At 66.1% G+C, this 26,741-nt stretch carries 22 protein-coding genes; 10 read left to right on the forward strand and 12 right to left on the reverse strand.

All coding sequences use genetic code 11. The annotated features are described in order from the left end of the window. Positions 1–245: 245 nt before the first annotated feature. From AC3WMR_RS22155 to AC3WMR_RS22165, 3 genes are read right to left on the reverse strand one after another with little or no spacing between them, the layout of a single operon-like run. Positions 246–1,307, reverse strand: coding sequence for an NAD(P)H-dependent flavin oxidoreductase (locus tag AC3WMR_RS22155; RefSeq protein WP_492264956.1), 1,062 nt, complete (start codon positions 1,305–1,307; stop codon positions 246–248). Between the two features lie 18 nt (positions 1,308–1,325). After that, positions 1,326–2,303, reverse strand: coding sequence for a tripartite tricarboxylate transporter substrate binding protein (locus AC3WMR_RS22160; protein WP_175193307.1), 978 nt, complete (start codon positions 2,301–2,303; stop codon positions 1,326–1,328). A 34-nt stretch (positions 2,304–2,337) separates the two neighbouring features. Next, complete coding sequence (locus tag AC3WMR_RS22165; protein ID WP_492264957.1) at positions 2,338–3,543, reverse strand: YbfB/YjiJ family MFS transporter; 1,206 nt, start codon at positions 3,541–3,543, stop codon at positions 2,338–2,340. Between the two features lie 65 nt (positions 3,544–3,608). On the opposite strand from AC3WMR_RS22165, the gene AC3WMR_RS22170 reads away from it, so the two are divergent. Then, the gene (locus AC3WMR_RS22170) at positions 3,609–4,481 is read left to right on the forward strand and encodes a LysR family transcriptional regulator (RefSeq protein WP_492264958.1); all 873 of its coding nucleotides are present in this window, start codon (positions 3,609–3,611) and stop codon (positions 4,479–4,481) included. Between the two features lie 17 nt (positions 4,482–4,498). Here the strand turns inward: AC3WMR_RS22170 and AC3WMR_RS22175 are convergent, their stop codons facing one another. The 6 genes from AC3WMR_RS22175 to AC3WMR_RS22200 form a co-directional block, all read right to left on the reverse strand. Next, entirely contained in the window at positions 4,499–5,137 is a 639-nt protein-coding gene (locus AC3WMR_RS22175; RefSeq protein ID WP_199167980.1) for an OmpW family outer membrane protein, read from the reverse strand. A 152-nt stretch (positions 5,138–5,289) separates the two neighbouring features. Next, positions 5,290–5,817, reverse strand: coding sequence for a chromate transporter (locus AC3WMR_RS22180; protein ID WP_025139920.1), 528 nt, complete (start codon positions 5,815–5,817; stop codon positions 5,290–5,292). Next, the gene (locus tag AC3WMR_RS22185) at positions 5,814–6,401 is read right to left on the reverse strand and encodes a chromate transporter (RefSeq protein ID WP_492264959.1); all 588 of its coding nucleotides are present in this window, start codon (positions 6,399–6,401) and stop codon (positions 5,814–5,816) included. Before AC3WMR_RS22185 ends, AC3WMR_RS22180 begins: the two co-directional genes overlap by 4 nt. A 125-nt stretch (positions 6,402–6,526) precedes the next feature. Beyond that, positions 6,527–7,993: a glutamate synthase subunit beta gene (locus AC3WMR_RS22190; RefSeq protein ID WP_175218747.1), complete on the reverse strand. Its 1,467-nt coding sequence runs from the start codon at positions 7,991–7,993 to the stop codon at positions 6,527–6,529. 8 nt (positions 7,994–8,001) lie between these two features. Further along, the gene (locus AC3WMR_RS22195) at positions 8,002–12,741 is read right to left on the reverse strand and encodes a glutamate synthase-related protein (RefSeq protein WP_025139917.1); all 4,740 of its coding nucleotides are present in this window, start codon (positions 12,739–12,741) and stop codon (positions 8,002–8,004) included. A 363-nt stretch (positions 12,742–13,104) separates the two neighbouring features. Beyond that, the gene (locus tag AC3WMR_RS22200; RefSeq protein ID WP_492264960.1) at positions 13,105–13,875 is read right to left on the reverse strand and encodes a transposase; all 771 of its coding nucleotides are present in this window, start codon (positions 13,873–13,875) and stop codon (positions 13,105–13,107) included. Positions 13,876–14,108: 233 nt separating this feature from the next. Between AC3WMR_RS22200 and fghA the strand changes: the two genes are divergently transcribed. From fghA to rpoH, 3 genes are all read left to right on the forward strand, one after another. Further along, positions 14,109–14,972 carry an S-formylglutathione hydrolase gene (gene fghA / locus AC3WMR_RS22205; RefSeq protein ID WP_492264961.1) on the forward strand — a complete coding sequence of 288 codons (864 nt, stop codon included), beginning with the start codon at positions 14,109–14,111 and terminating at the stop codon, positions 14,970–14,972. A gap of 95 nt (positions 14,973–15,067) precedes the next feature. After that, positions 15,068–15,757 carry a hypothetical protein gene (locus AC3WMR_RS22210; protein ID WP_492264962.1) on the forward strand — a complete coding sequence of 230 codons (690 nt, stop codon included), beginning with the start codon at positions 15,068–15,070 and terminating at the stop codon, positions 15,755–15,757. 214 nt (positions 15,758–15,971) lie between these two features. Then, positions 15,972–16,892 (forward strand): RNA polymerase sigma factor RpoH, encoded by a 921-nt coding sequence (rpoH, locus tag AC3WMR_RS22215; RefSeq protein ID WP_369797722.1) that lies wholly within the window; start codon positions 15,972–15,974, stop codon positions 16,890–16,892. 397 nt (positions 16,893–17,289) lie between these two features. On the opposite strand, the gene cpdA is transcribed toward rpoH, so the two are convergent. Continuing rightward, positions 17,290–18,129: a 3',5'-cyclic-AMP phosphodiesterase gene (gene cpdA / locus AC3WMR_RS22220; RefSeq protein WP_492264963.1), complete on the reverse strand. Its 840-nt coding sequence runs from the start codon at positions 18,127–18,129 to the stop codon at positions 17,290–17,292. A gap of 187 nt (positions 18,130–18,316) precedes the next feature. Between cpdA and AC3WMR_RS22225 the strand changes: the two genes are divergently transcribed. Then, positions 18,317–21,037 carry a cation:proton antiporter gene (locus tag AC3WMR_RS22225; RefSeq protein ID WP_492264964.1) on the forward strand — a complete coding sequence of 907 codons (2,721 nt, stop codon included), beginning with the start codon at positions 18,317–18,319 and terminating at the stop codon, positions 21,035–21,037. 24 nt (positions 21,038–21,061) lie between these two features. On the opposite strand, the gene AC3WMR_RS22230 is transcribed toward AC3WMR_RS22225, so the two are convergent. After that, a complete protein-coding gene (locus AC3WMR_RS22230; RefSeq protein ID WP_492264965.1) occupies positions 21,062–21,868 on the reverse strand; it encodes an NUDIX hydrolase in 807 nt (268 codons plus the stop codon). A gap of 291 nt (positions 21,869–22,159) precedes the next feature. Here AC3WMR_RS22230 and coxB point away from each other — a divergent pair, with 291 nt between their 5' ends. From coxB to AC3WMR_RS22255, 5 genes are all read left to right on the forward strand, one after another. After that, a complete protein-coding gene (gene coxB / locus AC3WMR_RS22235; RefSeq protein WP_025139909.1) occupies positions 22,160–23,317 on the forward strand; it encodes a cytochrome c oxidase subunit II in 1,158 nt (385 codons plus the stop codon). 101 nt (positions 23,318–23,418) lie between these two features. Then, a complete protein-coding gene (ctaD, locus tag AC3WMR_RS22240) occupies positions 23,419–25,026 on the forward strand; it encodes a cytochrome c oxidase subunit I (protein WP_175193296.1) in 1,608 nt (535 codons plus the stop codon). Positions 25,027–25,060: 34 nt separating this feature from the next. Next, positions 25,061–25,189 (forward strand): cytochrome oxidase small assembly protein, encoded by a 129-nt coding sequence (locus tag AC3WMR_RS22245; RefSeq protein WP_025139907.1) that lies wholly within the window; start codon positions 25,061–25,063, stop codon positions 25,187–25,189. A 2-nt stretch (positions 25,190–25,191) separates the two neighbouring features. Further along, positions 25,192–25,416: a DUF2970 domain-containing protein gene (locus AC3WMR_RS22250; RefSeq protein WP_006392371.1), complete on the forward strand. Its 225-nt coding sequence runs from the start codon at positions 25,192–25,194 to the stop codon at positions 25,414–25,416. 38 nt (positions 25,417–25,454) lie between these two features. After that, positions 25,455–26,330 (forward strand): cytochrome c oxidase subunit 3, encoded by an 876-nt coding sequence (locus AC3WMR_RS22255; protein WP_025139906.1) that lies wholly within the window; start codon positions 25,455–25,457, stop codon positions 26,328–26,330. A gap of 177 nt (positions 26,331–26,507) precedes the next feature. Here the strand turns inward: AC3WMR_RS22255 and AC3WMR_RS22260 are convergent, their stop codons facing one another. Beyond that, on the reverse strand, positions 26,508–26,708 hold the full coding sequence (locus tag AC3WMR_RS22260; protein WP_025139905.1) for a twin transmembrane helix small protein: 201 nt from the start codon (positions 26,706–26,708) through the stop codon (positions 26,508–26,510). Positions 26,709–26,741 lie beyond the last annotated feature (33 nt).

The raw sequence follows: 26,741 nt of genomic DNA on the forward strand, positions 1-26,741 counted from the left end.
TCGGTGGCGAATGCCCTGCTGCCGCGCTCGTGGGCGGGCGCAAAGAGCGGCCGGCGCGAGCGAGACAGGCTGCGTCGGGAAGCGCCCTGTTACTCATATGCCGGGTGCAGGAAGACAAACTGTTGCACCCAGCGGCGAGGGGCCATTGTAGCCCGATGATTTGTCACCGCAGTGCGGTATGGCTGTCCGTGGAACAGTGTTTTCGCCCCGGGGAACAATCGACGGGCCGCCGGCGGTCCCCCGCGTCAGCCGCCAGAGCGCGCCGTTGCGGTCTCGCGGACCAGCCGGGCGACCAGCGCGGCCGTGCTTTCGCGCCGGGCCAGCGGGGCGCCCTGGCCGGCCCAAAGGGACAGAACGGCCACGTTGCCGGCTTTGCCGCCCGCCGTGCGCATCGGACGCGTCAGCGCATTCTGCAGGGGGTACGGCAGGATGTCGTCTGATAATTGGTCCGCGTCGCGCATGAAGGAATTGACGATCCCCCGGGCCGGACGTCCGGAAAACGCCCGGGTCACCCGGGATTGCTCGGCGCGCGAGGCGGGTAGCACCGCCTTGTAGGCGTCGTTGATGCCGGCTTCGTCGGTGGTCAGGAAGGCCGTCCCCATTTGTGCGACCTGGGCGCCCAGGGCCAGCGCGGCCGCAATGCCGCGGCCGTCCATGATGCCGCCGGACGCAATCACAGGCACCGACACCGCGTCGGCGATCTGCGGTACCAGCGCCATGGTGCCGATCAACGAATGCTCGAAATCGTCCAGGAAAGTGCCCCGATGGCCGCCCGCTTCGGCGCCCTGGGCCACGATGGCGTCTACCCCGTCCTGCTCCAGCGCCACGGCCTCGCGCACCGTGGTGGCGGTGCCGACCGTCAGAATGCCCAGCTCGCGGCAGCGAGCCAGTGCATCGGCGGGCATGCGGCCGAAGGTGAAGCTGAAGACCGCCGGCCGCGCGCGCAGCACCGCGTCGATCTGGCCGGGCAACGGGTCGGCCTGGGGGCCGGGGGCCGCGGGCGTCGGCAGGCCCAACTGCGCGTGGTAGCGGGCCATCAGGTCCAGCATGCGGGCGGCATCGCCGTGGTAGGGCTGCTCGGGGACCGAGGCGAACAGATTGATCGCGAATGGCCGGTCGGTACGTTCGCGGATCGCGCGCGCGGCCGCGTCAATCTGTTCGGGGGTGAGGTAAGCCGCCCCAAGGGACCCCAGGACGCCCGCCTTCGACGCCTCGGACACCAGCTCGACCGTCGTCGCGCCGCCTGCCATGGGCGCCTGGATGATGGGGTGGTCGAGCTTGAGCTGATCGAGAAGGCGGGATGCCATGGAAGTCTCCTGGTTGGTTTACTGAAGCTGGATGTTTCCAGCCTTGATGACGTGGGCCCACTTGGCCGTTTCGCTCTTGATGAACGCGCCGAATTCCTCGGGCGTGCCGCCGCCGGCCTGGCTGCCGGTGTCGGCAATGGCCTTTTGCACGTCTGCTTCCTTCAGGATGCGGTTGAGCTCGGCGTTGAGCTTGGCGATGATGGGCGCGGGGGTGCCGGCGGGGGCGACGATGCCCTGCCAGTTGTACGACTCGAAGCCCGGCAGGCCGGATTCCGCCATGGTGGGCACGTCCGGCAGCACGGCCAGGCGCTGGGCCGACGTCACTGCAATGGGGTGGATCTTCTTGCCCTGGATGGCGGGCAGCGCCGAATAGCCCATTTCGAACATCATCGAGATATGGCCCCCCATCAGGTCGGTGGCGGCCAGGCTGCCGCCCTTGTACGGCACATGCACGATGTCGATCTTGGCCTGTTCGCGGAACATTTCACCCGACAGGTGGTGTGCGCCGCCCACGCCGGACGAACCGAACGAGAGCTTGCCTGGCTGCTTCTTGGCCATGGCGATCAGGTCGGCCAGCGTCTTGACCGGCAGCTCGTTGTTCACGCTGAGCACCAGCGGGCTGTTTTCGATCAGGATGACCGGTGCCAGGTCTTTCAGCGGGTCATAGGGCATGTCCTTCATCAGCGACGGGTTCACCGCCATCGGCGCCAGGTTGCCGGTGCCGATGGTGTAGCCGTCCGGGGCGGCCTTGGCGATGAGGTTGGTGCCGACTACACCACCCGCCCCGGCCTTGTTTTCCACCACGATGGGCTGGCCCAGCGATTCGCCCAGCTTGCGCGCGAGCAGGCGCACGCGGGTGTCTGCAAAGCCGCCCGGGGCGTAGGGCACGATCATGGTGATGGGTTTGGCGGGCCAGTCGGTGGCCTGGGCCTGAGCGGCGCCGCTGAAGGCGGCGAAGGCCGCCAGGGCGGCGACCAGGGGGCGTAGCGATTTCATGCTGGGTGACTCCTCTTTCTAATGTGATGGGTTCCTAGGAACCGATCGCATTATGCCCAGCGTTGGGGGCGGCGGCGCTGATATTTCCCAAGCGCCAGGCCGACAGCGCCAGCAGCACCGCGCCGCCCGCCAGCACCTGCGGCAGGCCGGCGCCCCAGCGGGCCGCGCCCGAGGCCAGCAGCGGGCCCAGGATCTGTCCGGCGGCGAAGGCCGACGTCATGATGGCGGCGGCGCGCGGCGCGGCCGGCCCGGCCAGCCGCTGGGCGGCCAGCATGCCCGCCTGGGTGATGACCATGAAGGTGCCGCCCACGAGCACCGCCGCGACGATGATGGCGGCAATGGTGTGCCAGACCGCCACGGCCAGCATGCCCAGCGCCATCACCGCTTGCGCGCCGCGCCATACCGCCTTGTCGTCCAGCGCCTGCGCCACGCGGGGCGCAAGCAGGCACGACAGCGCGGCGGCCAGGCCGAACAGGGGCCAGGCCCAGCCGAACACGGCGGGATCCGGAATGATCTCGCGGGCCATGGCGGGCAGGAACGTGGCGGGGATGATGTAGCCGGCGCCGAAGATGCCGTAGTGCCAGGCCAGCCGCCCGATACCCGGCGGCAGGCCGGCAGGCGCGGCCACGGTTCCCAGGTGCGCCTTGGCGTCGGCGCGGGACAGGCGCGGCCAGGCCAGCGCGGACAAGCCCAGGGTCAGGATGCCCAACGTCGTCCAGTTGGCGTTGGCGTTGCCGCCCGCGGCCATCAGCGCCAGGCTGGCCAGGCCCGTCAGGGCGATGCCGGCGCCGACTCCGGCGTAGGTGATGGCGGCGACCGCCGGCCGGCGCGGGTCGTCGGCGGCGACAGGCCGGGCGGCGGCAATGCAGATGAAGGCGCTGGCGCTGGCGTAGCCCGCCGCCAGCCGCAGCAGGGCCCAGGCCAGCACGCCATGGAACCAGGGCATGGCCAAGGTCAACAGGCCGACCGCCAACAGGCTGGCGGCCAGCATGGCGCGCGGATGGCGCGGCGGCCGTACGGCCGCGGCCAAGGCGCCCAGCAGGTAGCCCGCGTAATTGGCCGACGCCAGCCAGCTGCCCTGCGCCAGCGACAGCCCCGCTTCCTGGGCCATCAGCGGCCAGACGGGGGTGAAGGCGAACCGGCCGATGCCCATGGCGGCGGCCAGGGCCAGCGCGGCGGGCCAGGCCAGCGAGGCGGCCCCGCGCGGGCGGACGGAATCAGGGTGGGTGGCTATTGACATGGCTCCCACTCTACGGCTGTACTAATATCTTGAATAGTGAATTATTAAGAACATGAGTTCTTGAAATGAGAAACTTAGACCTCGACGCGTTGCAGATTTTCAAGGCGGTGGCCGACCACGGCGGCGTGGCGCGCGCCGCGGCTCACCTGAACCGGGTGCAGTCCAATGTGTCGACGCGCCTGAAGCAGCTGGAAAGTTCGCTGGCGGCGCCGCTCTTTCGGCGCCAGAACCGGCGGCTGGTGCTGTCCGACCAGGGGCGCGTGCTGCTGTCCTATGCCGACCGCCTGCTGCGCCTGTCGGCCGAGGCCCAGGCCGCGGTGCGCGATGGCGCGCCGCAGGGCCTGCTGCGCATCGGCACCATGGAAAGCACGGCTGCCGCGCGCCTGCCGCCCATCCTGGCGGCCTACCATGCGGCCTGGCCGCAAGTGCGCATCGAACTGGTCACCGGCACGTCGGGCGCCTTGGCCGCCAAGGTGCGCAACTACGAGATCGAAGCCGCGTTCGTGGCCGAACCGTTCGATGCCCAGGGCCTGGCGCAACAGCCGGCCTTCCAGGAAGAACTGGCGCTGATTTCCCCCTTGGCCTGGCCTGAAATCCATGGCCCCCAAGACGTGGGCGACCGCAGCGTCATCGCGTTCACGGCCGGCTGTTCGTATCGCCGCATCCTGGAATCGTGGTTCGGCCAGGCAGGCGTGGCGCCGGGCAAGGTCATGGAATTCGCGTCGTATCACGCCATCGTGGCGTGCGTGGCCGCGGGGTCTGGCGTGGCGATCGTGCCGCGTTCGGTGCTGGCAGTGCTGGGGGCGGAATCATCGCTGCGCGTGACGACGCTGTCCGGCCAGCATGGCCGCGCGCAAACGCAGCTGGTCTGGCGCGCGGAAGACGAAACGCCTGCATTGCAGGCGTTTCAGGAACTGTTGGCGCAGCGCCGCCAGTAGCGGCGGCGCGCGGTCCGTCAGAAGCGGTAGCCGACGCCCATGGTCAGCACCCACGGGTCGATGCGCGCGGTGCCGATGTGTTCGCCGTTCAGCTTCACCTTCGACTTGATGTCGATGTAGCGGATGTCGGCGTTCATGAACCAGCGTTCGTTGATCTTGATGTCCGCGCCCAGTTGCGCAGCCACGCCCCACGAGTCGCCCATCTTCAGGTCCGAACCCTTCAGCGCGCCTTCGGCCTTGGTGTCGAAGAACTTGGTGTAGTTGATGCCCACGCCGATGTAGGGCTGGACCATGCTGTCGGGCAGGATGTGCCATTGCAGGCTGAGCGTGGGCGGCAATTGCTTGCTCGAGCCGATCTTGCCCAGGCCGCTGCCGCTCACGTCGTGCTGGAACGGCCAGGCGCCCAGCAGTTCGATGCCGATGTTGCGCGTGGCCATGTAGGCCAGCGTGAAGCTGGGGCGCACGTTGTTGTTGGCGTCCAGCTTGACGCTGCCGTCGAGCACGGTGCCGTTGTTCGATGCGGGGCGGACCTGCGTGGCGCCCACGCGGAACAGGATGTCACCGGCTTCGTGGGCCTGGGCGGGGGCGGCAAACGCGCCGGCAGCGATCAGGCCGGCGATGGCGGTGGCGCGGATACGCCCATTCAGCGAAAACATTTTCTTCTCCGATCTTTCCATGGGGTGAGTGGAAAGGTTCGCAGACCCGGCGCCGGGGCCGGTTGATATGCGTCAAACGCTGCGGGCAAGCCGGCGCCGCCGTGGCTGCACTGCAACAACGGGCGGCGCAGCCGGCAAGCGCAAGGGGGGAATCAGGCCAGTGCGGCCAGGAACACGGCGGCGCCCAGCGCCAGCATCAGGAAGGGGCTGACCCGCGTGTAGACCAGCGCCAACGTGGACGCCGCGGCCACGCCCCAGGCCCAGGCGCCGCCCTCGGCGGCGCGCAGCACGGTGCAGGAAGACGCCAGGATCATGCCGGCGGCGACTGGCACCAGTCCGGCTTCGATGGCGCGCACGCAGGTGGCGTGACGATAGCGCGCCCAGACCCGCGCCAGCGCGTAGATCAGCAGCGAACAGGGCAGGAAGATCGCGATCGACGCGGCGATCGCACCGGCCCATCCACCGACGTGCCAGCCGATCAGCGTCACCAGCAGCGAGGCCGGGCCGGGCGTGATGCGCGACAGCGCGAAGTAGTCCAGGAATTGCGACTCGTTGATCCAGCCATAGCTGTCCACGGCCTGGCGGTGGATGTCGGGCAGGATGCTCTGGCCGCCGCCCACCGTCAGGAACGACAGCGGCGTGAACACCGAGAACAGGTCGTGCAGCAGGGCCAGGTTCATGATTGCCGTTCCTGGCGACCCTGCTGGCGCAAGCGGCTGTAGGCGATGCCGATGGATAGCGGCGCCATGGCGCCCACCACCCACAGCAAGGGCAGGCGCAACAGGAAGATCGCGGCGAAGGTCGCGCCCATGATCGCGGCCGGCACCCAGCCCACCAGCGCGCGCCGCGCGGCGCGCAGGCCGGTCTGCAGCGATACGCCCACCGCCGCGGCCGCGACCCCGGCCATGGCCACGTGCAGCCCCTGCGACTGCGCCATGCTGGCGAACAGCGCGGCCACGCCGATGGCCACGACCATCGGCGGCACCGTGATACCCAGGCCGCCCAGCAAGGCGCCCCGACCGCCGCGCAGCCGAAACCCGATCCAGATGGCCAGGTTCACCACGTTCACGCCGGGAAACGATTGCGCCAGCGCCAGCCCGCTCAGAAAGTCGGATTCCGACATCCAGCGCCGGTGCTGCACGAATTCGCGCATCATCCAGCCGCTCAGGCCGCCGCCAAAGCTGGTCAGGCCAACCTTGGTGAAGGCCAGGAATATCTGCGGCAGCGTCGGCGGGGCGGCAAGCTCGGGGTCGGAGGCGGACATGGCGGGGGCGGCGGCGGATCGATGCCGCATCTTACGGAAACCAGAATGTCGGTTGCCTGAAAAGACTTCGCCGCCTTGGCACACGGTGCAAAAGGCGGCGAATTCAGGGCGTTGTGCGCCGGGAATCAGCGCGGCAGTTCGCTCGACCCCATCAGGTAGGCATCCACCGAACGCGCGCACTGACGGCCTTCGCGGATGGCCCAGACCACCAGGGACTGGCCGCGGCGCATGTCACCAGCGGTGAAGACCTTTTCCACGTTGGTGCGGTAGTCGTCGGTGTTGGCGCGCACGTTGCCGCGCGCATCGCGATCCACGCCGAAGGCATCCAGCACGGTCTGCACCGGCGACACGAAGCCCATGGCCAGCAGCACCAGGTCGGCCTTGATCTCGAATTCCGAGCCTTCGACCTCGCGCATCTTCATCTGGCCGGTGGACTCGTCCTTGAACCATTCGACGCGGGCGCCGACCAGCTTTTCGACCTTGCCGTTGCTGCCCTTGAGCAGCTTGGTGGTCACGGACCAGTCGCGGTCGCAGCCTTCTTCGTGCGACGACGACGTGCGCATCTTCAGCGGCCAATACGGCCACGTCATGGTCTTGTTCTCGGACTCGGGCGGCTGGGGCATCAGTTCGAACTGCGTGACCGAGGCCGCGCCGTGGCGGTTGCTGGTGCCCACGCAATCGGATCCGGTGTCGCCGCCGCCGATCACCACCACGTGCTTGCCCTTGGCCAGCGTCTGGTTGGTGAGGCGGTCGCCGGCCACGGCCTTGTTCTGCTGGCGCAGGAAGTCCATGGCGAAGTACACGCCCGACAATTCGCGTCCGGGCACCGGCAGGTCGCGCGGGGTTTCCGAGCCGCCGCTCATCACCACGGCGTCGAACTCGGCCAGCAGCGATTGCGGGGTGCGCACGGTCAGGCCGTCGGCCACGGGGTCGGTCGGGTTGCCGACGTAGGTCGACGGCGCGAATTCGACGCCTTCGGCTTCCATCTGCGAGATGCGGCGGTCGATCTGGTGCTTTTCCAACTTGAAATCGGGGATGCCGTAGCGCAGCAGGCCACCGATGCGGTCGCTCTTTTCGAACAGCGTCACCGAGTGGCCGGCGCGCGCCAGTTGCTGGGCGCAGGCCATGCCGGCGGGGCCGGAGCCTACTACCGCGACCTTCTTGCCGGTCTTGCGGGCGGGCAGCAGCGGGGTCACCCAGCCTTCGGCCCAACCCTTGTCGATGATGGCGTGCTCGATGGACTTGATACCGACAGCGTCGCTGTTGATGTTCAAGGTACAGGCAGCCTCACACGGCGCCGGGCAGATGCGGCCGGTGAACTCGGGGAAGTTGTTGGTCGAATGCAGCACGTCCAGCGCGCGGCGCCAGTCCTGCTTGTAGACCAGGTCGTTCCAGTCCGGAATGATGTTGTTGACCGGGCAGCCGTTGTTGCAGAACGGGATGCCGCAGTCCATGCAGCGCGCGGCTTGCTGCTTGGCCTGGTCGTCGGTCAGGTGCAGCACGAATTCGCGCCAGTTCTTCAGCCGCTTCTGCGGGGCCTCGGAGGCCTCCTGCAGACGCTGAAATTCCATAAAGCCGGTAATCTTTCCCATGGTATCCCTCACGCAGCCAGTTGTTGCGGGTTGGCTGCACGCCACATTTCACCCAATGCGCGGCGGTAGTCCGTCGGCATGACCTTTACGAATTTGCCGCGCGACGCTTCCCAGTCGCCCAGGATTTCGCGGGCGCGGAAGCTGCCGGTGTAGCGGAAGTGGTCTTCCACCAGGCGGCGCAGGATGGTTTCATCCGTTTCGCGTTCGCCACCGCGCTGCGCGCTATGCCAGACGTCGATGTTGTTCTGGGCCTGCTGCTCCGCGTGCGGGGCCACGGCTTCCAGTTCGACCATCGACAGGTTGGCACGATGCTTGAGCGTGCGCTCGGGGTCCCACACGTACGCCACGCCGCCCGACATGCCTGCGGCGAAGTTGCGGCCGGTGGCGCCCAGCACCACGACGGTGCCGCCGGTCATGTATTCGCAGCCGTGGTCGCCCGTGCCTTCCACCACCGTGGCGGCGCCGGAGTTGCGCACCGCGAAACGTTCGCCGGCCACGCCGTTGAAGAAGGCTTCACCGGCCAGCGCGCCGTACAGGACGGTATTGCCGGCGATGATGTGGTCGGGGCCGAAGCCGCGGAAGTCGTTGGGCGAGCGCACGATGATGCGGCCGCCGGACAGGCCCTTGCCCACGTAGTCGTTGCCTTCGCCGACCAGGTCCATGGTGATGCCATGGGCCAGGAACGCGCCGAAGCTCTGGCCAGCCGTGCCGTTGCACTGGATGTGGATCGTGTCGTCCGGCAGGCCGTCATGGCCGTAGCGCGAGGCCACCGCGCCTGACAGCATGGCGCCGATGGTGCGGTTGCGGTTGCGCACCGGCACGATGAACGAGACCTTCTCGCCGCGTTCCAGCGCGGGCTTGCTGCGTTCGATCAACTGGTGATCCAGCGCACCGGCCAGGCCGTGGTCCTGCTCTTCGGTCTGGCGCACGTCGGCGTCGGACTGGGTCTGGTGGAACACGCGGGCAAAGTCCAGGCCCTGGGCCTTCCAGTGCTCGACGCCCGAGCGCATGTCCAGCAGGTCGGCGCGGCCGATCAGGTCGTCGAACTTGCGGATGCCCAGCTGGGCCATGATCTCGCGCACTTCTTCGGCGATGAAGAAGAAGAAGTTGACGACGTGTTCGGGCTTGCCCTGGAATTTCTTGCGCAGCACCGGATCCTGCGTGGCCACGCCCACCGGGCAGGTGTTCAGGTGGCACTTGCGCATCATGATGCAGCCTTCGACGACCAGCGGTGCCGTGGCAAAGCCGAATTCGTCGGCGCCCAGCAGCGCACCGATGACGACGTCGCGGCCGGTCTTCATCTGGCCGTCGGCCTGCACGCGGATGCGGCTGCGCAGGCGGTTCAGCACCAGCGTCTGCTGCGTTTCGGCCAGACCCAGTTCCCAGGGCGTGCCCACGTGCTTGATGGACGACACCGGCGATGCGCCCGTGCCGCCGTCGTGGCCTGCGATCACGACGTGATCGGCCTTGGCCTTGGCAACGCCCGCGGCCACCGTGCCCACGCCCACTTCCGACACCAGCTTGACCGAGATGGATGCGCGGGCATTGACGTTCTTCAGGTCGTGGATCAGCTGGGCCAGGTCTTCGATCGAGTAGATGTCATGGTGCGGCGGGGGCGAAATCAGGCCCACGCCCGGCACCGAATAGCGCAGCTTGGCGATGTATTCCGACACCTTGTGGCCGGGCAGCTGGCCGCCTTCGCCGGGCTTGGCGCCCTGCGCCATCTTGATCTGGATCTGGTCGGCCGACGACAGGTATTCGGCGGTGACGCCGAAGCGGCCCGAGGCGACCTGCTTGATCTTCGAGCGCAGCGAGTCGCCCTTCTTCAAGGCAACGTCGGCTTCGATGCGGTCCGAGCCCAGCAGCGAGGCCAGCGTGTCGCCGTCCTTGATGGTGCTCTTGCCTTCGCGCATTTCGGCGCGGTAGCGCAGTTCGTCTTCGCCGCCTTCGCCGGTGTTGGACTTGCCGCCGATGCGGTTCATGGCCACGGCCAGCACCGAGTGGGCTTCGGTCGAGATCGAGCCCAGCGACATGGCGCCGGTGGCAAAACGCTTGACGATGTCCTTGGCCGATTCGACGTCGTCGAGCGGAATGGCGCGCGACGGGTCGAAGCGGAACTCGAACAGGCCGCGCAGCGTCATGTGGCGGCGGCTCTGGTCGTTGATGATCTGCGCGTACTCTTTGTACGTGCGGTAGTTGTTGGCGCGCGAAGCGTGCTGCAGCTTGGCGATGGAATCCGGCGTCCACATGTGCTCTTCGCCGCGTACGCGATAGGCGTATTCGCCGCCCGCGTCCAGGTCGTTGGCCAGCACCGGGTCGGTGCTGAAGGCCGCGCGGTGCTGGCGCAGCGCTTCTTCGGCCACCTGGAAGATGCCGATGCCTTCGATATTGGACGACGTGCCGGTGAAGTACTTGTTCACCAGGCTGCTCTGCAGGCCCACGGCTTCGAAGATCTGCGCGCCGGTATAGGACATGTAGGTGGAAATGCCCATCTTGGACATCACCTTGTTCAGGCCCTTGCCGATCGCCTTGATGAAGTTCTTGACGGCCTTTTCCGGGTCGTTCATCTTGCCCAGCGATTCCAGCGCCAGGTAGGGGTGAATGGCTTCGGCGCCGTAGCCGCCCAGCAGCGCGAAGTGGTGCACTTCGCGGGCCGAGCCGGTTTCGACCACCAGGCCGGTGTTGGTGCGCAGGCCCGCGCGGATCAGGTGCTGGTGCACGGCCGAGGTGGCCAGCAGCGCGGGGATGGCCACGCGCTCGCTGTCGACCAGGCGATCCGACACGATCAGGATGTTGTAGCCGCTTTGCACCGCATCCACGGCGCGCGCACACAGCGCGGCCACGCGGGCTTCGATGCCTTCGGGGCCCCAGGCGGCCGGGTAGGTGATGTCCAGTTCGAAGCTGCGGAACTTCTTGCCGGTGACCTGTTCGATGTCGCGGATCTGCGCCATGGCGGCGAAATCCAGCACCGGCTGCGACACTTCAAGGCGCAGCGGCGGGTTGACGTTGTTGATGTCCAGCAGGTTGGGCTTGGGGCCGATGAACGATACCAGCGACATCACCATCTGTTCGCGGATGGGGTCGATGGGCGGGTTCGTGACCTGGGCGAACAGCTGGCGGAAATAGTTGTAGAACGGCTTGGCGCGGTCGGACAGCACGGCCAGCGGGGCATCGTTGCCCATCGAGCCGATCACTTCCTCGCCCGACGTGGCCATGGGTTCCAGGATGAACTTGTAGTCTTCCTGGGTCCAGCCGAAGGCCTGCTGGCGGTCCAGCAGCGACACGGACGATTGCGTCGCCACGGCGGCCTGGCGCGGGGCCGGCAGCGATTCCAGCTTGATCTGCAGGCGCTCGATCCATTGGCGGTACGGGCGGCTGTTGGCCAATTGCAGCTTGATTTCGGCGTCGTCGATGATGCGGCCTTGTTCCAGGTCGATCAGGAACATCTTGCCCGGTTGCAGGCGCCACTTCTTGACGATGCGGTTTTCGGGAATCGACAGCGTGCCGGCTTCCGAGGCCAGGATGACCATGTCGTCATCGGTGACCAGGTAGCGGGCCGGGCGCAGGCCGTTGCGGTCCAGCGTGGCGCCGATCTGGCGGCCATCGGTGAACGCGACCGCGGCGGGGCCGTCCCACGGCTCCATCATGGCGGCGTGGTACTCGTAGAAGGCGCGGCGGCTTTCGTCCATCTGCGTGTGCTGTTCCCAGGCTTCCGGGATCATCATCATCATGGCGTGGGCCAGCGAGTAGCCCGAGTTCACCAGCAATTCCAGGCAGTTGTCGAACGTGGCGGTGTCCGACTGGCCTTCGTAGACAATGGGGTACAGCTTCTTCAGGTCGTCGCCCAGCACGGCCGACTGCATCATGCCTTCGCGGGCGCGCAGCCAGTTGAAGTTGCCCTTGACCGTATTGATTTCGCCGTTGTGGGCGATCATGCGGTACGGGTGGGCCAGCGGCCAGGCAGGGAAGGTATTGGTCGAGAAGCGTTGGTGCACCAGCGCCAGCGCGGACACGGTGCGCGGGTCGGCCAGGTCGCGGTAGTAGCGGCCCACCTGGTCGGCCAGCAGCAGGCCCTTGTAGACCACGGTGCGTACCGAAGCCGACGGCACGAAGTATTCCTTGCCGTGCGCCAGGTGCATGTGCTGGATGGCATGGCTGGCGGTCTTGCGGATCACGTACAGCTTGCGCTCGAGCGCGTCGGGCACCATCACGTCGGCGCCGCGGCCGATGAAGAGCTGGCGGATCACGGGTTCGCAGTCGCGCACGGTGGGCGACATGGGCATGTCGACGTCCACGGGCACGTTGCGCCAGCCCAGCACCACCTGGCCTTCGGCGCGTACCGAGCGTTCCAGCTCTTGTTCGCAGGCCAGGCGCGAGGCGGTTTCCTTGGGCAGGAACACCATGGCCACGCCGTATTCGCCGGGCGGGGGCAGGGTGATGCCGTGCTGGGCGAATTCGTCGCGGTAGAGCGTGTCGGGGATCTGGATCAGGATGCCGGCGCCGTCGCCCATCAGCTTGTCCGCGCCCACCGCACCGCGGTGATCCAGGTTTTCCAGGATCTTCAGGCCCTGCTGGATGATGGCGTGGCTTTTCTTGCCCTTGATGTGCGCCACGAAGCCCACGCCGCAAGCGTCGTGCTCGTTCTTGGGGTGGTACAGGCCCTGGGCAGGCGGCATGCCGATGCGGGTGGCATCGATCGGGGTCGCCTTGGGCGTGGGACAGGAATCGTTCGGGGTAATTTGGGGCATGGCGCGCTCCGCAGTGAGCCTGCGTCGTAATGTTGCAGTGCAGGAGACGGACAATACCCCCGTCAACAGTAGGGTGCAACAGGAATATAAGGGGTGTGACCCTAATTAATATGATGCACCGTCATAGAGCATTAATATGGTGACGCATCAACGTCCGCATGGAATAAGGCTTGGCGGGGACGTGTATTCAGCGGCGCTCGGTCAAGGGTAGTGAAAGCCCTATTTCCCCGGTGTTTTGTCCCCATTTATTATGATGTTTTGGGACGCCGGGAGCGCGAGTTCGCGTAGGGTCGGCGGGCGCGAACGCGAGCTGTCTACGGTGTTCACCGCAGCGGCCATGAAAAAGCGCCCGAAGGCGCTGTGTCAGGAAGACGAACCGGACGTGGTCGGTGGCGAGACCGGCGCAGGTGTCGTCGGTTGTTCGGCGTCGGCGGCGGGCGTGGCAGGCTTCTTGCGCGGACGGCCGCGCTGCCCAGGCGCGACGCGGCGGCTGGCCGTGTGCGCCAGGCTGGCGATGAAGTTGGCGCCGCCCAACGCCCACTGGCCGGAGACGGCCTGGTCGATGCGCTGCGTTTCCTCGCGCGACAGGCCGTCCTGCAGGCGCTTGCGATAGTTGGCCTGGCGGTCGAACGGCGTGTTGCCACACGCCCAATAGTCGGCGTGGTCGGATTGCCATTGCGCCGGGGCGGCCGTGGTGTTGCCGGTATGGCTGGAGGCCGACGACCAGGGCCAGGAATCAGGATCTTGCGATGCGCCGCTGCGCACGGGGTAGGTTTCCAGCCAGACCAGGGCGGGCAACACCCAGGCGCCCGGCTCGAGCAATGCCGAGCGGTAGCGGCCTGCGAACACCCGACCACCGCGCAAGCGCGCCGCGAGGTTGCGGCCCAGCGTCTGCATCAGGCGCGGCAGGCCTTCTTCGTCGGCCGGCGTAGCCAAAAGCAGAATGCGGTCGTTGGCGAGCAGCCAGCCATGGACCGAGACCCGGTGGCGCTGGGCGGATTCGCCCAGCCACGCGGCAAGTTGGTTGAGGATATCGGCCGGGGCGGGCTGGGACGGCGCCGCCAGCGGCTGAATGAAGTTGGCCTGCACCAGTTGGGGCAGCCCAGGGGCGTACAGACGGGGCAGACGGGCCATAGTGTCAGGGCTTGCGCTTCCAGAAGAACGGGTTGTCTTCTCGTACTTATATAAATAGTGCCACGGTGGGCGCTGGTCAAGCCCCGTGATCACAATATGGGCACGGAATCGATACTTTTTATAAGAAGGACCCCGTTTCGGGCAGGTTAACATTCGGCGACGGATCGTCGTACCGTGGATATACCCTAATCCCGACCGTGCTCATTTCAGCCCCATCCCCCCGGAGATCGCCCATGCCCGCCGCCCTGGAACTCATTTCCCAGCATCGCTGTTTTGGCGGCACGCAGCGCTATTACCGCCATGATTCGGCCGAGATCGGCCTGCCGATGCGGTTTTCGGTGTTCGTGCCGCCCCAGGCCGAACAGGGCCCGGTGCCGGTGCTGGTCTACCTGGCCGGCCTGACTTGCACGGAAGAGACCTTCATGATCAAGGCAGGCGCCCAGCGCCTGGCCGCCGAACTGGGCGTGATGCTGGTGGCGCCCGACACCAGCCCGCGCGGCGCCAACGTGCCTGGCGAAGATGAAAGCTGGGACCTGGGCACCGGCGCCGGCTTCTACGTGGATGCGACCACTGCGCTCTGGCGCGGCCACTACCGCATGGACAGTTACGTCACCCGGGAACTGCACGGCATCATCACCCGCGCCCTGCCCGGCGACGCTGCGCGAGTCGGCCTTTTCGGCCACTCGATGGGCGGCCATGGCGCCCTGGTGCTGGCACTGCGCAACCCGGGCCAGTACCGTTCGGTGTCGGCCTTTGCGCCCATCGCCGCGCCCAGCCAGTGCCCCTGGGGCAAGAAGGCGTTCGGCGCCTACCTGGGCGACAACCCGGATGACTGGGCGGCCTACGACGCTTCCCGCTTGATGGCTGGCCTGCGCCAGCCCTTCCCCGGCGGCATCCTGGTCGACCAGGGCGCCGCCGACCAGTTCCTGGCCGAACAGTTGTATCCCGAGGTATTCGAGGCCGCCTGCGCCGCTGCCGACCAGCCACTGACGCTGCGTCGCCAGGACGGCTACGACCACGGCTACTACTTCATCTCGACGTTCATCGAAGATCACATCCGGTTTCACGTCGAACGGCTTGGAAAACCGGCCGTCTGAGGCCCCGCTTCTATACTGGGCAGCCTGCCGCGGCAGGCTGCCGGCGCCCGGTGCGCCACTGCCTGCCCCGGCGTTCTCGTTAAGGACCGCCTGATTTGATCAACGGAATCGCTCCCTTCGTCTGGATCCTGCTGGCCGCGATCGTCCTGTTCCTGCCGGGCATCGCGATGCTGCTGGGCAAGGGCGGCCCGCGCGACGAGCGCGGCCGTCGTACCTTCCAGTTCCGCCCGGTGCGGCGCCTGTTCGGCCTGATGCTGTTGCTGTTGGGCGGCGTGTCCGGCTTGCTGGCCTTGTCGCTGGTGCAGTTCTTCAGGCTGACCACTGACCAGCCGGTTGCCCGGATCGAGGCACACCAACAGGCCGACGGCCAGTTCCAGGTCAGCGCCACCGCGCCGGGCGTGGGCGCCCGGCAATATGTGTTGTACGGCGACCAGTGGCAGATCGACGCGCGCGTCGTGCGCTGGCGCCTGCCGGCCCTGATGGCCGGCGTGCCGCCGCTGTATCGCCTTGAACGCCTGTCCGGTCGCTACAGCGACACGGCGCGCGAAGCCTCGGCCACGCGCTCGGTGCACGCCCTGGACGACTGGCCCGCGCCGGATCTGGGCCAACTCAAGCAAAGTTTCCCGAACTGGTTCCCCTTCGTCGATGTCCAATTCGGCAGTGCGGCCTACATGCCGCTTTTCGACGGCGCGAAGTACCAGGTCTTCCTGGACCCCCGAGGCGCCCTGTTCGTCCGCCCGGACGGCGAGTCCACCGCCGAGGGTTTGAAGCGCCTGGGTTGGTAGGGGCGTGAACCCCGGGGGTGGAGCCCCCACGCTGCACGCGCTTCGCGCGCTTGCTGCCTCCCGTGGGGGCTGCCCGCCCTTGGGGCGGCCCGGCGGGCGGGCGGCTTTGCTTCCGCAGGGCAAAATAAATAGGGACGCACTTAGCGAAGGAAACTTTGACGCGCCGCAATAGTCGAATTAGCACTCCCTTTACTAGAGTGCTAACATCGAATCCATGTCTTTACCCCTTCGCTTTCCGGAGACCGCCGCTATGAAACAACCCAGTACCTCGTTGGCCGCTTCCGGCAACGCCCTGGCGTTGGCCATTGCCAATCCGGGCGCACTCGGCACGATCGACGCGTACATTTCCGCAGTCAATCGCCTGCCGGTCCTGTCCGCCGAGCGCGAGACCGAACTGGGCCGTCGCCTGCGCGACCAGGAAGACCTGGGCGCCGCGCGCGAACTCGTGCTGTCGCACCTGCGCCTGGTGGTGTCGGTGGCTCGCCAGTACCTGGGCTATGGGTTGCCCCACGCCGACCTGATCCAGGAAGGCAACGTCGGCCTGATGAAGGCCGTGAAGCGCTTCGACCCCGAGCGCGGCGTGCGCCTGGTGTCGTTCGCCGTGCACTGGATCAAGGCCGAAATCCACGAATACATCATTCGCAACTGGCGTCTGGTCAAGGTGGCGACCACCAAGGCCCAGCGCAAGCTGTTCTTCAACCTGCGCAGCATGCGCCCCGACGGCCAGACGCTCGACCCCGAACAGGTCGATCACATCGCGCGCGAACTCAATGTGCGCCGCGAAGACGTCAGCGAAATGGAAGTGCGCCTGTCCGGCCGCGACATGTCGCTTGAAAACCAGGACGACGATGACGACAGCTACGCGCCCATCGCGTACCTGTCCGACGAAGGCCGCCAGGAACCGACCCGCGTGCTGGAACGCGCCGCGCGCGACCAGCTGCAAAGCTCGGGCCTGTCCGGCGCCCTCGAAGCCCTGGACCCGCGCTCGCGCCGCATCGTCGAAGCCCGCTGGCTGCAAGACGACGGTGGCGCCACGCTGCACGAGCTGGCGCAGGAATTCGGCGTGTCCGCCGAACGCATCCGCCAGATCGAAGCGGCCGCACTGAAGAAAATGCGCGGCAACCTCGCCGCCTGATCCTGCATTCGCGCCACGCAAAGGGCTGCCTTGGGCAGCCCTTTTCTTTTGCCGGCGCCGCCCGCGCGTGTACGACGTTGCCCATAGCGGCAGTGCGATGAGAGACGTCAATAAATTGATACAAATTCATCGCGAAATAATGCGCGATTCCAGAAACTTAATGAGGTGCGCACCGCCTAACTCCACGTAGACCGCAAACTTTGGTTGGCAGTCTTGTCATCCGTCTCGGCTTCTCCTCTTTCCCCTCCCCTATGAGACGGATGCTTGCGGGGCACCACGCATATGGTGCCCCGTTTTTTATTGCGCGCGCGAAATGCATCGCGTGACGCGATGTCGCGCAAGGGGTACCGCGTGATGGGGAATGGTCTTTGGATGGCGGACGACAAGTCCGAAGCGTCTATGCCGCCTGCGCGCTGCCCGGCTCGGCCTGCGCCGTGTGCCACAGCGCATCCTGCACGCGGCGCACGCCGGTGGCCATCGAGCCATCTTGGTAGAGCTTGATCCAGCGATAGCCCGGCGCCAGGTTGTCCACCACGTGCTTGCCGTCTCGAATGCTGAACTGAAAGCAGGTGGACGGGGTGGCCAGCATGCGCAGGTTGTGCCGGCGGCGATCGAATTCGTGGTGCACGTGGCCCCACAGCAGCACGCGCACCTGCGGCCAGCGCGTCAGCAGCTTGAACAGCGCCTGCGGGTTGTCGATCATCATCGAGTCGTGCCAGTGGCTGTCGATCTGCATCGGGTTGTGGTGCATGGCCAATAGCGTGTGCCGGCCGGGCGCCTCGGCCAGCGCGGCTTCCAGCAAGTCCAGCTGGCTGTCGGGAAGATGGCCGGCGTTCGAGCCCGGTACGGTGGTGTCCAGCGAGACCACGCGCCAGGCGCCCACGTCGGTCACGGGCACCGACCACTCGGGCAGTTCCTGGCGCATTGCCACCGGCAGGTCATGGTTGCCGGGCAGGCAGCGGATCTGCGCGCCTTCCAGTGCCGGGGCCGAGCCGAGGGTGGCCGCCAGGCGCCGGTAGGCCGCGGGTTCGCCGTCCTGGGACAGGTCGCCAGTGGCCAGAAGCAGGTCGGGATGTTTGCCGTCGGCCTCGATCTGGCGCAGCACGGCGCGCAGGCTGGCGTCGGTATTGACGCCCAGCATCACGGTTTCGGGTTCGCCGAACAGGTGGCAATCGGTCAATTGGACAAGCATGGCCGGGGGATCATTGCGCCGGGCCAGGGTGTGGACGCGTGCCAAGTGCGGCTCCTGCAAAGTTCTGCACGGCCACTACCTTACCGAAAAAGTCGCGGCTCGGCGCATGCGCAGCGGTCGGGATGGCGTAACGAAACGTGGTGGGTCATGCGCCCACGGCAGGACTTGCACGAAAACCCGCTATTCTTGTGGAACTTCTCACAAGCTTCATGATCGGGACGCGGCGTTTTCCATGGATGTAGGTTTTCTCGTATTCGGCCTGGCCGGCCTGTTGACACTGGTGTGCTTCATGCCGCCCCTGGCCGGTCGCCTCAAACTGCCCTACTCGGTGCTGCTGGCTATCGTCGGCTGCTTGCTGGGCATCATCGTGCACGTGCACGGCTGGGCGCCCAGCTGGATCGGTGACTTCCTGGATTCGCTGGAACGGTTCGAGATCTCGTCCGAGACCTTCCTGATGGTCTTCCTGCCGGTGCTGCTGTTCGAGACCGCGCTGTCGATGAACGTGCGCCGGCTGATGGACGACATCGGGCCTATTCTGATGATGGCCATCGTGGCCGTGGTGGTGTGTACGGTGGTGGTGGGCGTGACGCTGGACGCCATTTCACCCTACGGCCTGGTGGTGTGCCTGCTACTGGGCGCCATCGTGGCGACCACCGATCCGGTGGCTGTGGTAGGCATCTTTCGCGAAGTCGGGGCGCCCAAGCGCCTGACCACGCTGGTCGAAGGCGAAAGCCTGTTCAACGACGCGGCGTCCATCGCCTTGTATTCCGTGCTGCTGGCCGTTCTGGGCGGGCACGGCGAACTGACCGTCAGCGGCATCTTCAACGACTTCATCGTGCACTTCATCGGTGGCGGCATTGCGGGCTTCGCTATGGGGCGCCTGGCCTGTTTCCTGTTTGCCTGGCTGCGCGGCTTTCCCACTGCCGAGATCACGCTGACGCTGACGCTGGCCTACCTGTCCTTCTTCATTTCCGAGCATTACCTGAACGTGTCGGGCGTGGTCGCCACCGTGATCGCGGGCCTGGTCGTCGGGTCCACCGGGCGCACCCGCATGTCGCCCACCACCTTCGAATACCTGTCCAGCGCCTGGGAGCAATTCGGGTTTTGGGCCAATTCCCTCATCTTCCTGTTCGCCGCCATGCTGATTCCCAAGCTGATGGCCGCGGCCGATTGGCAGGAACTGGTGCTGGTCGGGGTCGTGTTCGTGGTGACCCTGGTGGCACGTGCGATCGTGGTGTTCGGCCTGTTGCCCCTGCTGGGCCTGACCAAACTGGGCACCAAGGTCAGCAATCCCTATAAGGCGGTGATGCTGTGGGGCGGCCTGCGCGGCGCCGTGTCGCTGGCGTTGGCGCTGGCCGTGACCGAGCAGACCGGCGTGCCCGAAGAGGCGCGCCAGTTCATCGCGGTGGCCACCACCGGGTTCGTGCTGCTGACCTTGTTCGTCAATGGCATCAGCCTGCGGCCGCTGATCCGCATGCTGGGACTGAACCAGCTGTCGCCGGTCGAGCGCACCATCCGCAACCAGGCGCTGGCCGTGGCGCTGGAAGACCTGCAGGGCAAGACCGACGAGGTGGCCAAGACCGAACACATCGGCACCGAGGTGCGCGACCGCATCCGCGCCGTGTTCGACGCCAGCCTGACCAGCGTGCACGACGGCCAGGTCAGCCAGATGAGCGACGAGCAGCGCGTGTCGGTCGGCCTGGCCATCGTGGCGCAGCGCGAAGAGGAAATGTTCTTCGACATTCTCAAGGCGCAGATCGTCGACTGGCGCATGGCCGAGGCGCTCTTGGCGCGGGCCGAGCGGCTGGAAGACGCCATCCGCATGGGCGGGGTGCCCGGCTTCGAGCGCGCCATCGTGGCCGACGTGCGCTATTCCACCGGGTTCCGGCTGGCCCTGCGGCTGCATTACCTGTTCGGCTTCCAGGGCTGGCTGGCGCGCGAGCTGGGACAGCGGTTCGCCAACCTGATGAGCAAGCGGTCGGTTGCGCAGCGCCTTATCGTGTTTGCGCGCGAACAGATCACGCCCTTGCTGGGCGAAGCGGCCACGCAACGTATCGTGTCGCTGCACCAGCGCCGGCTGGACCTGATCGACAACGCCATGCAGGCATTGAACCTGCAATACCCGTCGTATGCCCAGTGGTTGCAGGAAAGCTACCTGGGGCGCGTGGCCCGCGAGCTCGAACGCATCCGCTACCGCGACATGCTCGAGCAGTTCCTGATCAGCGGTGAGGTCTACGCCGACCTGATGGCGCAATTGAAGAGCCGCTGGGCGCACATCGACACGCACCCGCCGCTGGACATTGAAATGAGCGCGGCCGACCTGATCAACCGTGTGCCGCTGTTCGAAGGCCTGTCGGCTGATTCGTTGCGGGCCATCAGCAAGCTGCTCAAGCCGCGCCTGGCGCTGCCCGACCAGCGGGTGCTGACCAAGGGCCGGCATGGCGAGGAAATGTGTTTCGTGGCCTCGGGCGCCGTGGCGGTGCATCTGCCCGACAACACCATGATCGAACTGGGCAGCGGCGAATTCTTCGGCGAACTGGGCTTGTTGGGCGAGCAGCAGATCGCGCCGGAAGTGACTTCGCTGGGCTACAGCAAGCTGCTGATGCTGGCTTCTCGCGATTTCCATGCGCTGCTGGCGCGCGATGAACACCTGCGTGAGCGCATCCAGGTGGTGGCCAAGCAGCGGCTGCGCGCCATCGAGGTCTGGAAGCAGTTTTCACAGGCGAATGCTGCGCCGGCGCCGGTGCCTGCGCCGGTTTCGGCGCCCACACCTTCCCAGGCGGCAGAGGCTGCCGAGGCGGCGGGGGCGGCGGGTTCTGGCGGCGTCGATGCGCAGGCTTCGCGCGCCTTGCGTGAAGCCGGCGATCACGAAGCGCCTTCGCATGAAATCCCTTCGCACGAGGCCCCCCGGCGCGACGACCTGCTGGGTGAACCCGGCGTGCAGCCGCGCTAGCGCGGCCGCGGGGCGGCCGGCGCGTCAGATCTCGCCGGCGGCCTGGCGCTGCATGATGTCTTCAAGAATCACCAGCGCCGCTTCCAGCGTGAATTCGCCGTCGGCCACCCGGCGTACCGCCGTGGCCACGTCGACGGCGGCGATTTCCATGACTTCGCCGTCCCGGTTGGCCGGCCGGGCATCGGCCGCCAGCACGCAGGTGCTGGTCAGCACGTCTTCGACCTGGTAGCCCTCGGGCAGGCGGCGGTGGATGCGCAAGATGGTGCGCAGCGGCGTGCGCTGAACCAGGTCGGGTGCATCCAGGCCGGCTTCTTCGCCGCATTCGCGCACCAGCGCGGTTTCCAGGTCTTCGCCACTGCCCGCCAGTCCGCCCACCAGGGTGTCCCACATGCCGGGGTCGGTGGACTTGCTGAGCGAGCGGCGCGCGATCCAGACGCGGCCGTCGGGCGTCCAGGCGTTCAGGTGCACGGCCTTGGTCAACAGGCCCAGCGGGCGTACCGCCGCGCGCTCGATCGCGCCAATGGCGGTGTCGCCGTCCAGCACGTCCAGCAATTCATCACGCCAGCCGCGCAGGCAGTTGGCTTGGCGCAACAGTTGCGCGGCCTGTTCGAGCACGGCGTCCAGTGCGGCGCCGGGGGCGAGCGCCGCGCCGATGCGCAGCGCGTCGTCGTCGGCATCGATGTGATCCGCGCCGTGCAGCGCGTCGCACGCGGCATGCGTGGCCCAGCCGCAGCGCCGCCCCGCTATATATAAAGCGTGGGCGCCCACGGGGGCGGGCTCTTGGGCGCGCGCGCTCAGGTCGGCATATAAATCGGACAACTGCTTGGGCATCGTGGGGCCGTTGTGATGAGACTGAGCGGGATTTTATGCCACCCTGTTTGCCTGGCGCGTCAATAGGGGTCGGCCAGATGGGGGCGGGTAGCATGAATTCAAGAGCACAAACTTACATCTATTTGTGCGTCCGCTATAATCCGCCAGTTTCTTTGTGATTTCGAGTGGGAATGCGGGGGCCGCTCTATCTCCCTGCCTAGCCCTGCCATCTAATAATTGCGCGTAGTCCTGTTGCAGTGACATCCGTGCCACTAGGCGACAAGGGCCCTCGCGCCGTGTTTCGAGGTAAGCATGAAGAAGTGGAGAGGGATACTGGGGGCTTGTGCGATGCTGATTGGCAGCGTGGCCGGCGCTCAGGTGCAAGACATGCCCGGCGGCCCGAAGGTCAATCAGCTGAACCTGCACGAAGGCGTCACGCAGATCACGCGTGATGTCATGTGGCTGCACTGGATGCTGCTCACGATCTGTATCGTGATTTTCGTCGGCGTCTTCGGAGTGATGTTCTACTCCATCTGGGCGCATCGAAAGTCCCGCGGCCACAAGCCGGCGACCTTCCACGAACATCTAGGCGTGGAAGTGGCCTGGACGGTCATCCCCTTCATCATCGTCATCGCCATGGCGCTGCCGGCCACCAAGACGGTCGTCGCCATGAAAGACACTTCCAGCGCCGATCTCACCGTCAAGGTCACCGGCTACCAATGGAAGTGGGGCTACGAATATCTCGATGGCTCCGCCGCCGGCATCAAGTTCCTCGCTACGCTGTCGACGCCGCGCGCCCAGATCGAGAACCGCGAGCCCAAGGGCGAGTTCTACCTCATGGAAACGGACAACCACATGGTGGTGCCCGTCGACAAGAAGGTCCGCGTCGTCCTCACCGCGGCCGACGTCATCCACTCCTGGATGATCCCCGATTTCGGCGTCAAGCAGGATGCCATCCCCGGCTTCCTGCGCGATGCCTGGTTCCGTGCTGAAAAGCCCGGGATCTACCGTGGCCAATGCGCAGAACTCTGCGGCAAGGACCACGCCTTCATGCCCATCGTCGTGGAAGTCCTGGCGCAGGCCGACTACGATAAGTGGGTCGAAGACGAAAAGAAGAAGATGGCGGCAAACGCCGACGATCCCAATAAAGAGTGGACGGAAGCCGAACTGGTTGCCCGTGGCGAGAAGGTCTTCGCCGCCAATTGCGTGGCCTGTCACCAGGCCAACGGCAAGGGCATTCCGGGCAGCTTCCCCGCGCTCGACGGAGACAAGGTTGTTCTCGGCCCGAAGGCTGGCCAGATCAACACCGTGCTGAAGGGCAAGCCCGGCACCGCCATGGCGGCGTTCGGACCCGTGCTCAATGATGTCGAAATCGCCGCGGTCATCAGCTATACGCGCCATGCCTGGAGCAATGCCGGCAAGGGGCAGGACCCGACAGTGATGCCGAAGGATGTCGCGGCCGCGCGTTGAGCGCGCCGCGTTTTCCCATCGTCAGAGCTGGTTCCGTTTAGTTAGAGATACCCTGCCGGTTCCGTGGAACGGGGCCGGCACTCAGCAGGAAGGAGTCCATCATGAGCAGCGTCACTGTAGACCACGTGTCGCCGGGCCACGGCCACGGTCACGATGACCACCACCACGCCATGCCGACCGGCTGGCGCCGCTGGCTTTTCGCCACCAACCACAAAGACATCGGGACGATGTATCTCATCTTCTCGTTCGTCATGCTGCTCGAGGGCGGGACGCTGGCATTGCTGCTGCGCACCGAGCTCTTCGAGCCGGGCCTGCAGTTCTTCCGCCCCGAATTGTTCAACCAGTTCACCACGATGCACGGCCTGATCATGGTGTTCGGCGCGATCATGCCGGCCTTCGTGGGCTTTGCGAACTGGATGATCCCGATGCAGATCGGCGCGTCCGATATGGCGTTCGCGCGCATGAACAACTTCAGCTTCTGGCTGCTGCCGGTGGCTGCGATCATGCTGACCGCCTCGTTCTTCGTGCCGGGCGGCGCCACCGCCGCTGGCTGGACGCTGTATGCGCCGCTGTCGTTGCAGATGGGCCCGGGCATGGACCTGGCCATCTTCGCCATGCACATCATGGGCGCCTCGTCCATCATGGGCGCCATCAACATCATCGTGACCGTGCTGAACATGCGCGCGCCCGGCCTGACGCTGATGAAGATGCCGCTGTTCTGCTGGACCTGGCTGATCACCGCATTCCTGCTGCTGGCCGTGATGCCGGTGCTGGCCGCGGCCATCACCATGGTGCTGACCGACCGCCACTTCGGCACGGGCTTCTTCAACGCTGCGGCTGGCGGCGACCCGGTGCTGTACCAGCACGTGTTCTGGTTCTTCGGGCACCCCGAGGTCTACATCATGATCTTGCCGGCGTTTGGCATCGTGTCGGCCATCGTGCCCGCCTTCGCCCGCAAGAAGCTGTTCGGCTACGCCTCGATGGTGTACGCCACCGCGTCGATCGCCGTGCTGTCGTTCATCGTGTGGGCGCACCACATGTTCACGACGGGCATGCCGGTGACCGGGCAGCTGTACTTCATGTACGCCACCATGCTCATCTCCATCCCGACCGGGGTGAAGGTGTTCAACTGGGTCGCCACCATGTGGCGCGGGTCCATGACGTTCGAGACGCCGATGCTGTTCTCGATCGGCTTCATCTTCGTGTTCACCATGGGCGGCTTCACCGGACTGATCCTGTCGGTGGCCCCCATCGACATCCAGGTGCACGACACCTACTACGTGGTGGCGCACTTCCACTACGTGCTGGTGGCCGGTTCGCTGTTCGCGCTGTTTGCCGGCACCTATTACTGGCTGCCCAAGTGGACCGGCCGCATGTACAGCGAAAAGCTGGGCAAGCTGCATTTCTGGTCGACGCTGATCTCGTTCAACGTCACCTTCTTCCCGATGCACTTCCTGGGCCTGGCCGGCATGCCGCGCCGCTATGCCGACTACGCCGCGCAGTTCACGACGTTCCACCAGATCGCCACCATCGGCGCCTTCTGGTTCGGCCTGTCGCAGCTGATCTTCCTGTGGGCGGTGCTGCGCTGCTACATGGGCAAGGGCGAAGTCGCTTCGGCCAAGCCGTGGGAAGGCGCCGAAGGGCTGGAATGGACCGTGCCGTCGCCGGCCCCGTTCCATACCTTCGAGACGCCGCCCGAAGTCAAGTAAGTCCGACCCCTACAACGCAACAGGCAGCATAGCAATGACACCCGAGCAGCGCCGTCGCAACAAGATCGCAGGACTGATTCTGCTGGTATTCGTCATTGCCGTGTTTGCCTGGACCGTATTTCGCGGGTCGGCGCTGTTGACGGGCAAGGCCGTCGGCGGCTAGCCATGAGCGACGACCTGCGCGAATCCGCCCAGCGCAAGCTGAGCTTTCTTCAGACGATGAAGGCGGTGGCGTGGGGGTTTTTCGGTGTCCGCAAGGGCGCAGGCTACCGCGAGGACAGCGCCCGGCTCAATCCGGTCCATGTGATCGTGGCGGGGTTGTTGGCGGCGGCCATCTTCGTGACCGTGCTGGTGTTAATTGTGCGTTGGGCCGTATCCAGCCTGACTTGAATCACTTAATTCTATAAATCAGTACCAGGGAGAAAGCCATGAGTGCAAGCCACTCGGTTCAAGGAAAAGAGGCACCGTACTACTTCGTGCCCGCCGACTCGGGGCACCCCGTGCGCACGGCCGTGGCGCTGCTGCTCATGGGCCTGGGCGCCGCGGGCTGGATCAACGGCGTAAGCTGGGCCAAATGGTCGGTCCTGGTGGGTTTCGTCGCGCTGATCGTCATCTTGTACTACTGGTTCGGCGACGCCATCCAGGAATCCGAAGCCGGCATGAACAGCAAGCGCATCGACGGTTCGTACCGTTGGGGCATGAGCTGGTTCATCTTCTCGGAAGTGATGTTTTTCGCGGCGTTCTTCGGCGCCCTCTGGTATGTGCGCACCATCACCACGCCGTGGCTGGGCGACATGGACCACCGCCTGATGCTGTGGCCCGACTTCCAGGCCGTGTGGCCCAACTTCGGCCCGGCCGGCGTGGTCGAGCACTTCCAGACGGTCGGCCCCTTCTGGCTGCCCACGATCAACACCGCGCTGCTGCTCAGCTCGGGCGTGACCCTCACCATCGCCCACCATGCCCTGCGTGAAAACCACCGCGGCAAGACCATGTTCTGGCTGGCCGCCACGGTGATCCTGGGCTTCATCTTCGTGGCCTGTCAGGCCGCCGAATACCATCACGCCTACACCGAACTGAACCTCAAGTTCAATTCGGGCGCCTACGGTTCGCTGTTCTACATGCTGACGGGCTTTCACGGGTTCCACGTGATCCTGGGCGCCACGATGCTGACGGTCATCCTGATTCGCCTGATGCGCGGTCACTTCACGGCCGACCATCACTTCGGCTTCGAAGGCGCCGCCTGGTACTGGCACTTCGTGGACGTGGTGTGGCTGGGCCTGTATCTGTTCGTCTACTGGTTCTAAGGGACGGGTCCGGCATTGCCGGGCCTGGGCCGATCGGCTGAACGGGGCGAGGCTTGCGGGCTGCCGGAAAAAACGGCGCCGCGGGTCTCGCCCTTCGCACAAGGGCGGTCCGTGTTCCAATACGGCTGGCCGGGCGGTGCAACCACCTGGCACCCCGGGAACCGGCTGGGGGTTGGCCTATCTAAAACCGGTGCTTTCGATCCAGCCCATGTGGTGGGCGAACAGCACGAACAGGAACAGGGCCACCGACAGGCCGATGCGCACCGTCAGCGCATTGACCGTGCGGCTGGTAGTGCCTTTGTCCCGCATCAGGTAGACCAGGGCGGATGCCAGACTGGCCAGGATACCGATGAAGGCCAGAACGACGAAAACGCGCATGATGGTCTCCGGACAAATCAGAGTTATTGAAGA

This window comes from Achromobacter sp. FW305-C-28, from assembly GCF_058783235.1.

Coding starts and splice junctions, on each gene's coding strand:
- AC3WMR_RS22155 (WP_492264956.1), bottom strand. CDS start 1,307: ATGGCATCCCGCCTTCTCGATCAGCTCAAGCTCGACCACCCCATCATC.
- AC3WMR_RS22160 (WP_175193307.1), bottom strand. CDS start 2,303: ATGAAATCGCTACGCCCCCTGGTCGCCGCCCTGGCGGCCTTCGCCGCC.
- AC3WMR_RS22165 (WP_492264957.1), bottom strand. CDS start 3,543: ATGTCAATAGCCACCCACCCTGATTCCGTCCGCCCGCGCGGGGCCGCC.
- AC3WMR_RS22170 (WP_492264958.1), top strand. CDS start 3,609: ATGAGAAACTTAGACCTCGACGCGTTGCAGATTTTCAAGGCGGTGGCC.
- AC3WMR_RS22175 (WP_199167980.1), bottom strand. CDS start 5,137: ATGTTTTCGCTGAATGGGCGTATCCGCGCCACCGCCATCGCCGGCCTG.
- AC3WMR_RS22180 (WP_025139920.1), bottom strand. CDS start 5,817: ATGAACCTGGCCCTGCTGCACGACCTGTTCTCGGTGTTCACGCCGCTG.
- AC3WMR_RS22185 (WP_492264959.1), bottom strand. CDS start 6,401: ATGTCCGCCTCCGACCCCGAGCTTGCCGCCCCGCCGACGCTGCCGCAG.
- AC3WMR_RS22190 (WP_175218747.1), bottom strand. CDS start 7,993: ATGGGAAAGATTACCGGCTTTATGGAATTTCAGCGTCTGCAGGAGGCC.
- AC3WMR_RS22195 (WP_025139917.1), bottom strand. CDS start 12,741: ATGCCCCAAATTACCCCGAACGATTCCTGTCCCACGCCCAAGGCGACC.
- AC3WMR_RS22200 (WP_492264960.1), bottom strand. CDS start 13,875: ATGGCCCGTCTGCCCCGTCTGTACGCCCCTGGGCTGCCCCAACTGGTG.
- fghA (WP_492264961.1), top strand. CDS start 14,109: ATGCCCGCCGCCCTGGAACTCATTTCCCAGCATCGCTGTTTTGGCGGC.
- rpoH (WP_369797722.1), top strand. CDS start 15,972: ATGTCTTTACCCCTTCGCTTTCCGGAGACCGCCGCTATGAAACAACCC.
- AC3WMR_RS22225 (WP_492264964.1), top strand. CDS start 18,317: ATGGATGTAGGTTTTCTCGTATTCGGCCTGGCCGGCCTGTTGACACTG.
- AC3WMR_RS22230 (WP_492264965.1), bottom strand. CDS start 21,868: ATGCCCAAGCAGTTGTCCGATTTATATGCCGACCTGAGCGCGCGCGCC.
- coxB (WP_025139909.1), top strand. CDS start 22,160: ATGAAGAAGTGGAGAGGGATACTGGGGGCTTGTGCGATGCTGATTGGC.
- ctaD (WP_175193296.1), top strand. CDS start 23,419: ATGAGCAGCGTCACTGTAGACCACGTGTCGCCGGGCCACGGCCACGGT.
- AC3WMR_RS22245 (WP_025139907.1), top strand. CDS start 25,061: ATGACACCCGAGCAGCGCCGTCGCAACAAGATCGCAGGACTGATTCTG.
- AC3WMR_RS22250 (WP_006392371.1), top strand. CDS start 25,192: ATGAGCGACGACCTGCGCGAATCCGCCCAGCGCAAGCTGAGCTTTCTT.
- AC3WMR_RS22255 (WP_025139906.1), top strand. CDS start 25,455: ATGAGTGCAAGCCACTCGGTTCAAGGAAAAGAGGCACCGTACTACTTC.
- AC3WMR_RS22260 (WP_025139905.1), bottom strand. CDS start 26,708: ATGCGCGTTTTCGTCGTTCTGGCCTTCATCGGTATCCTGGCCAGTCTG.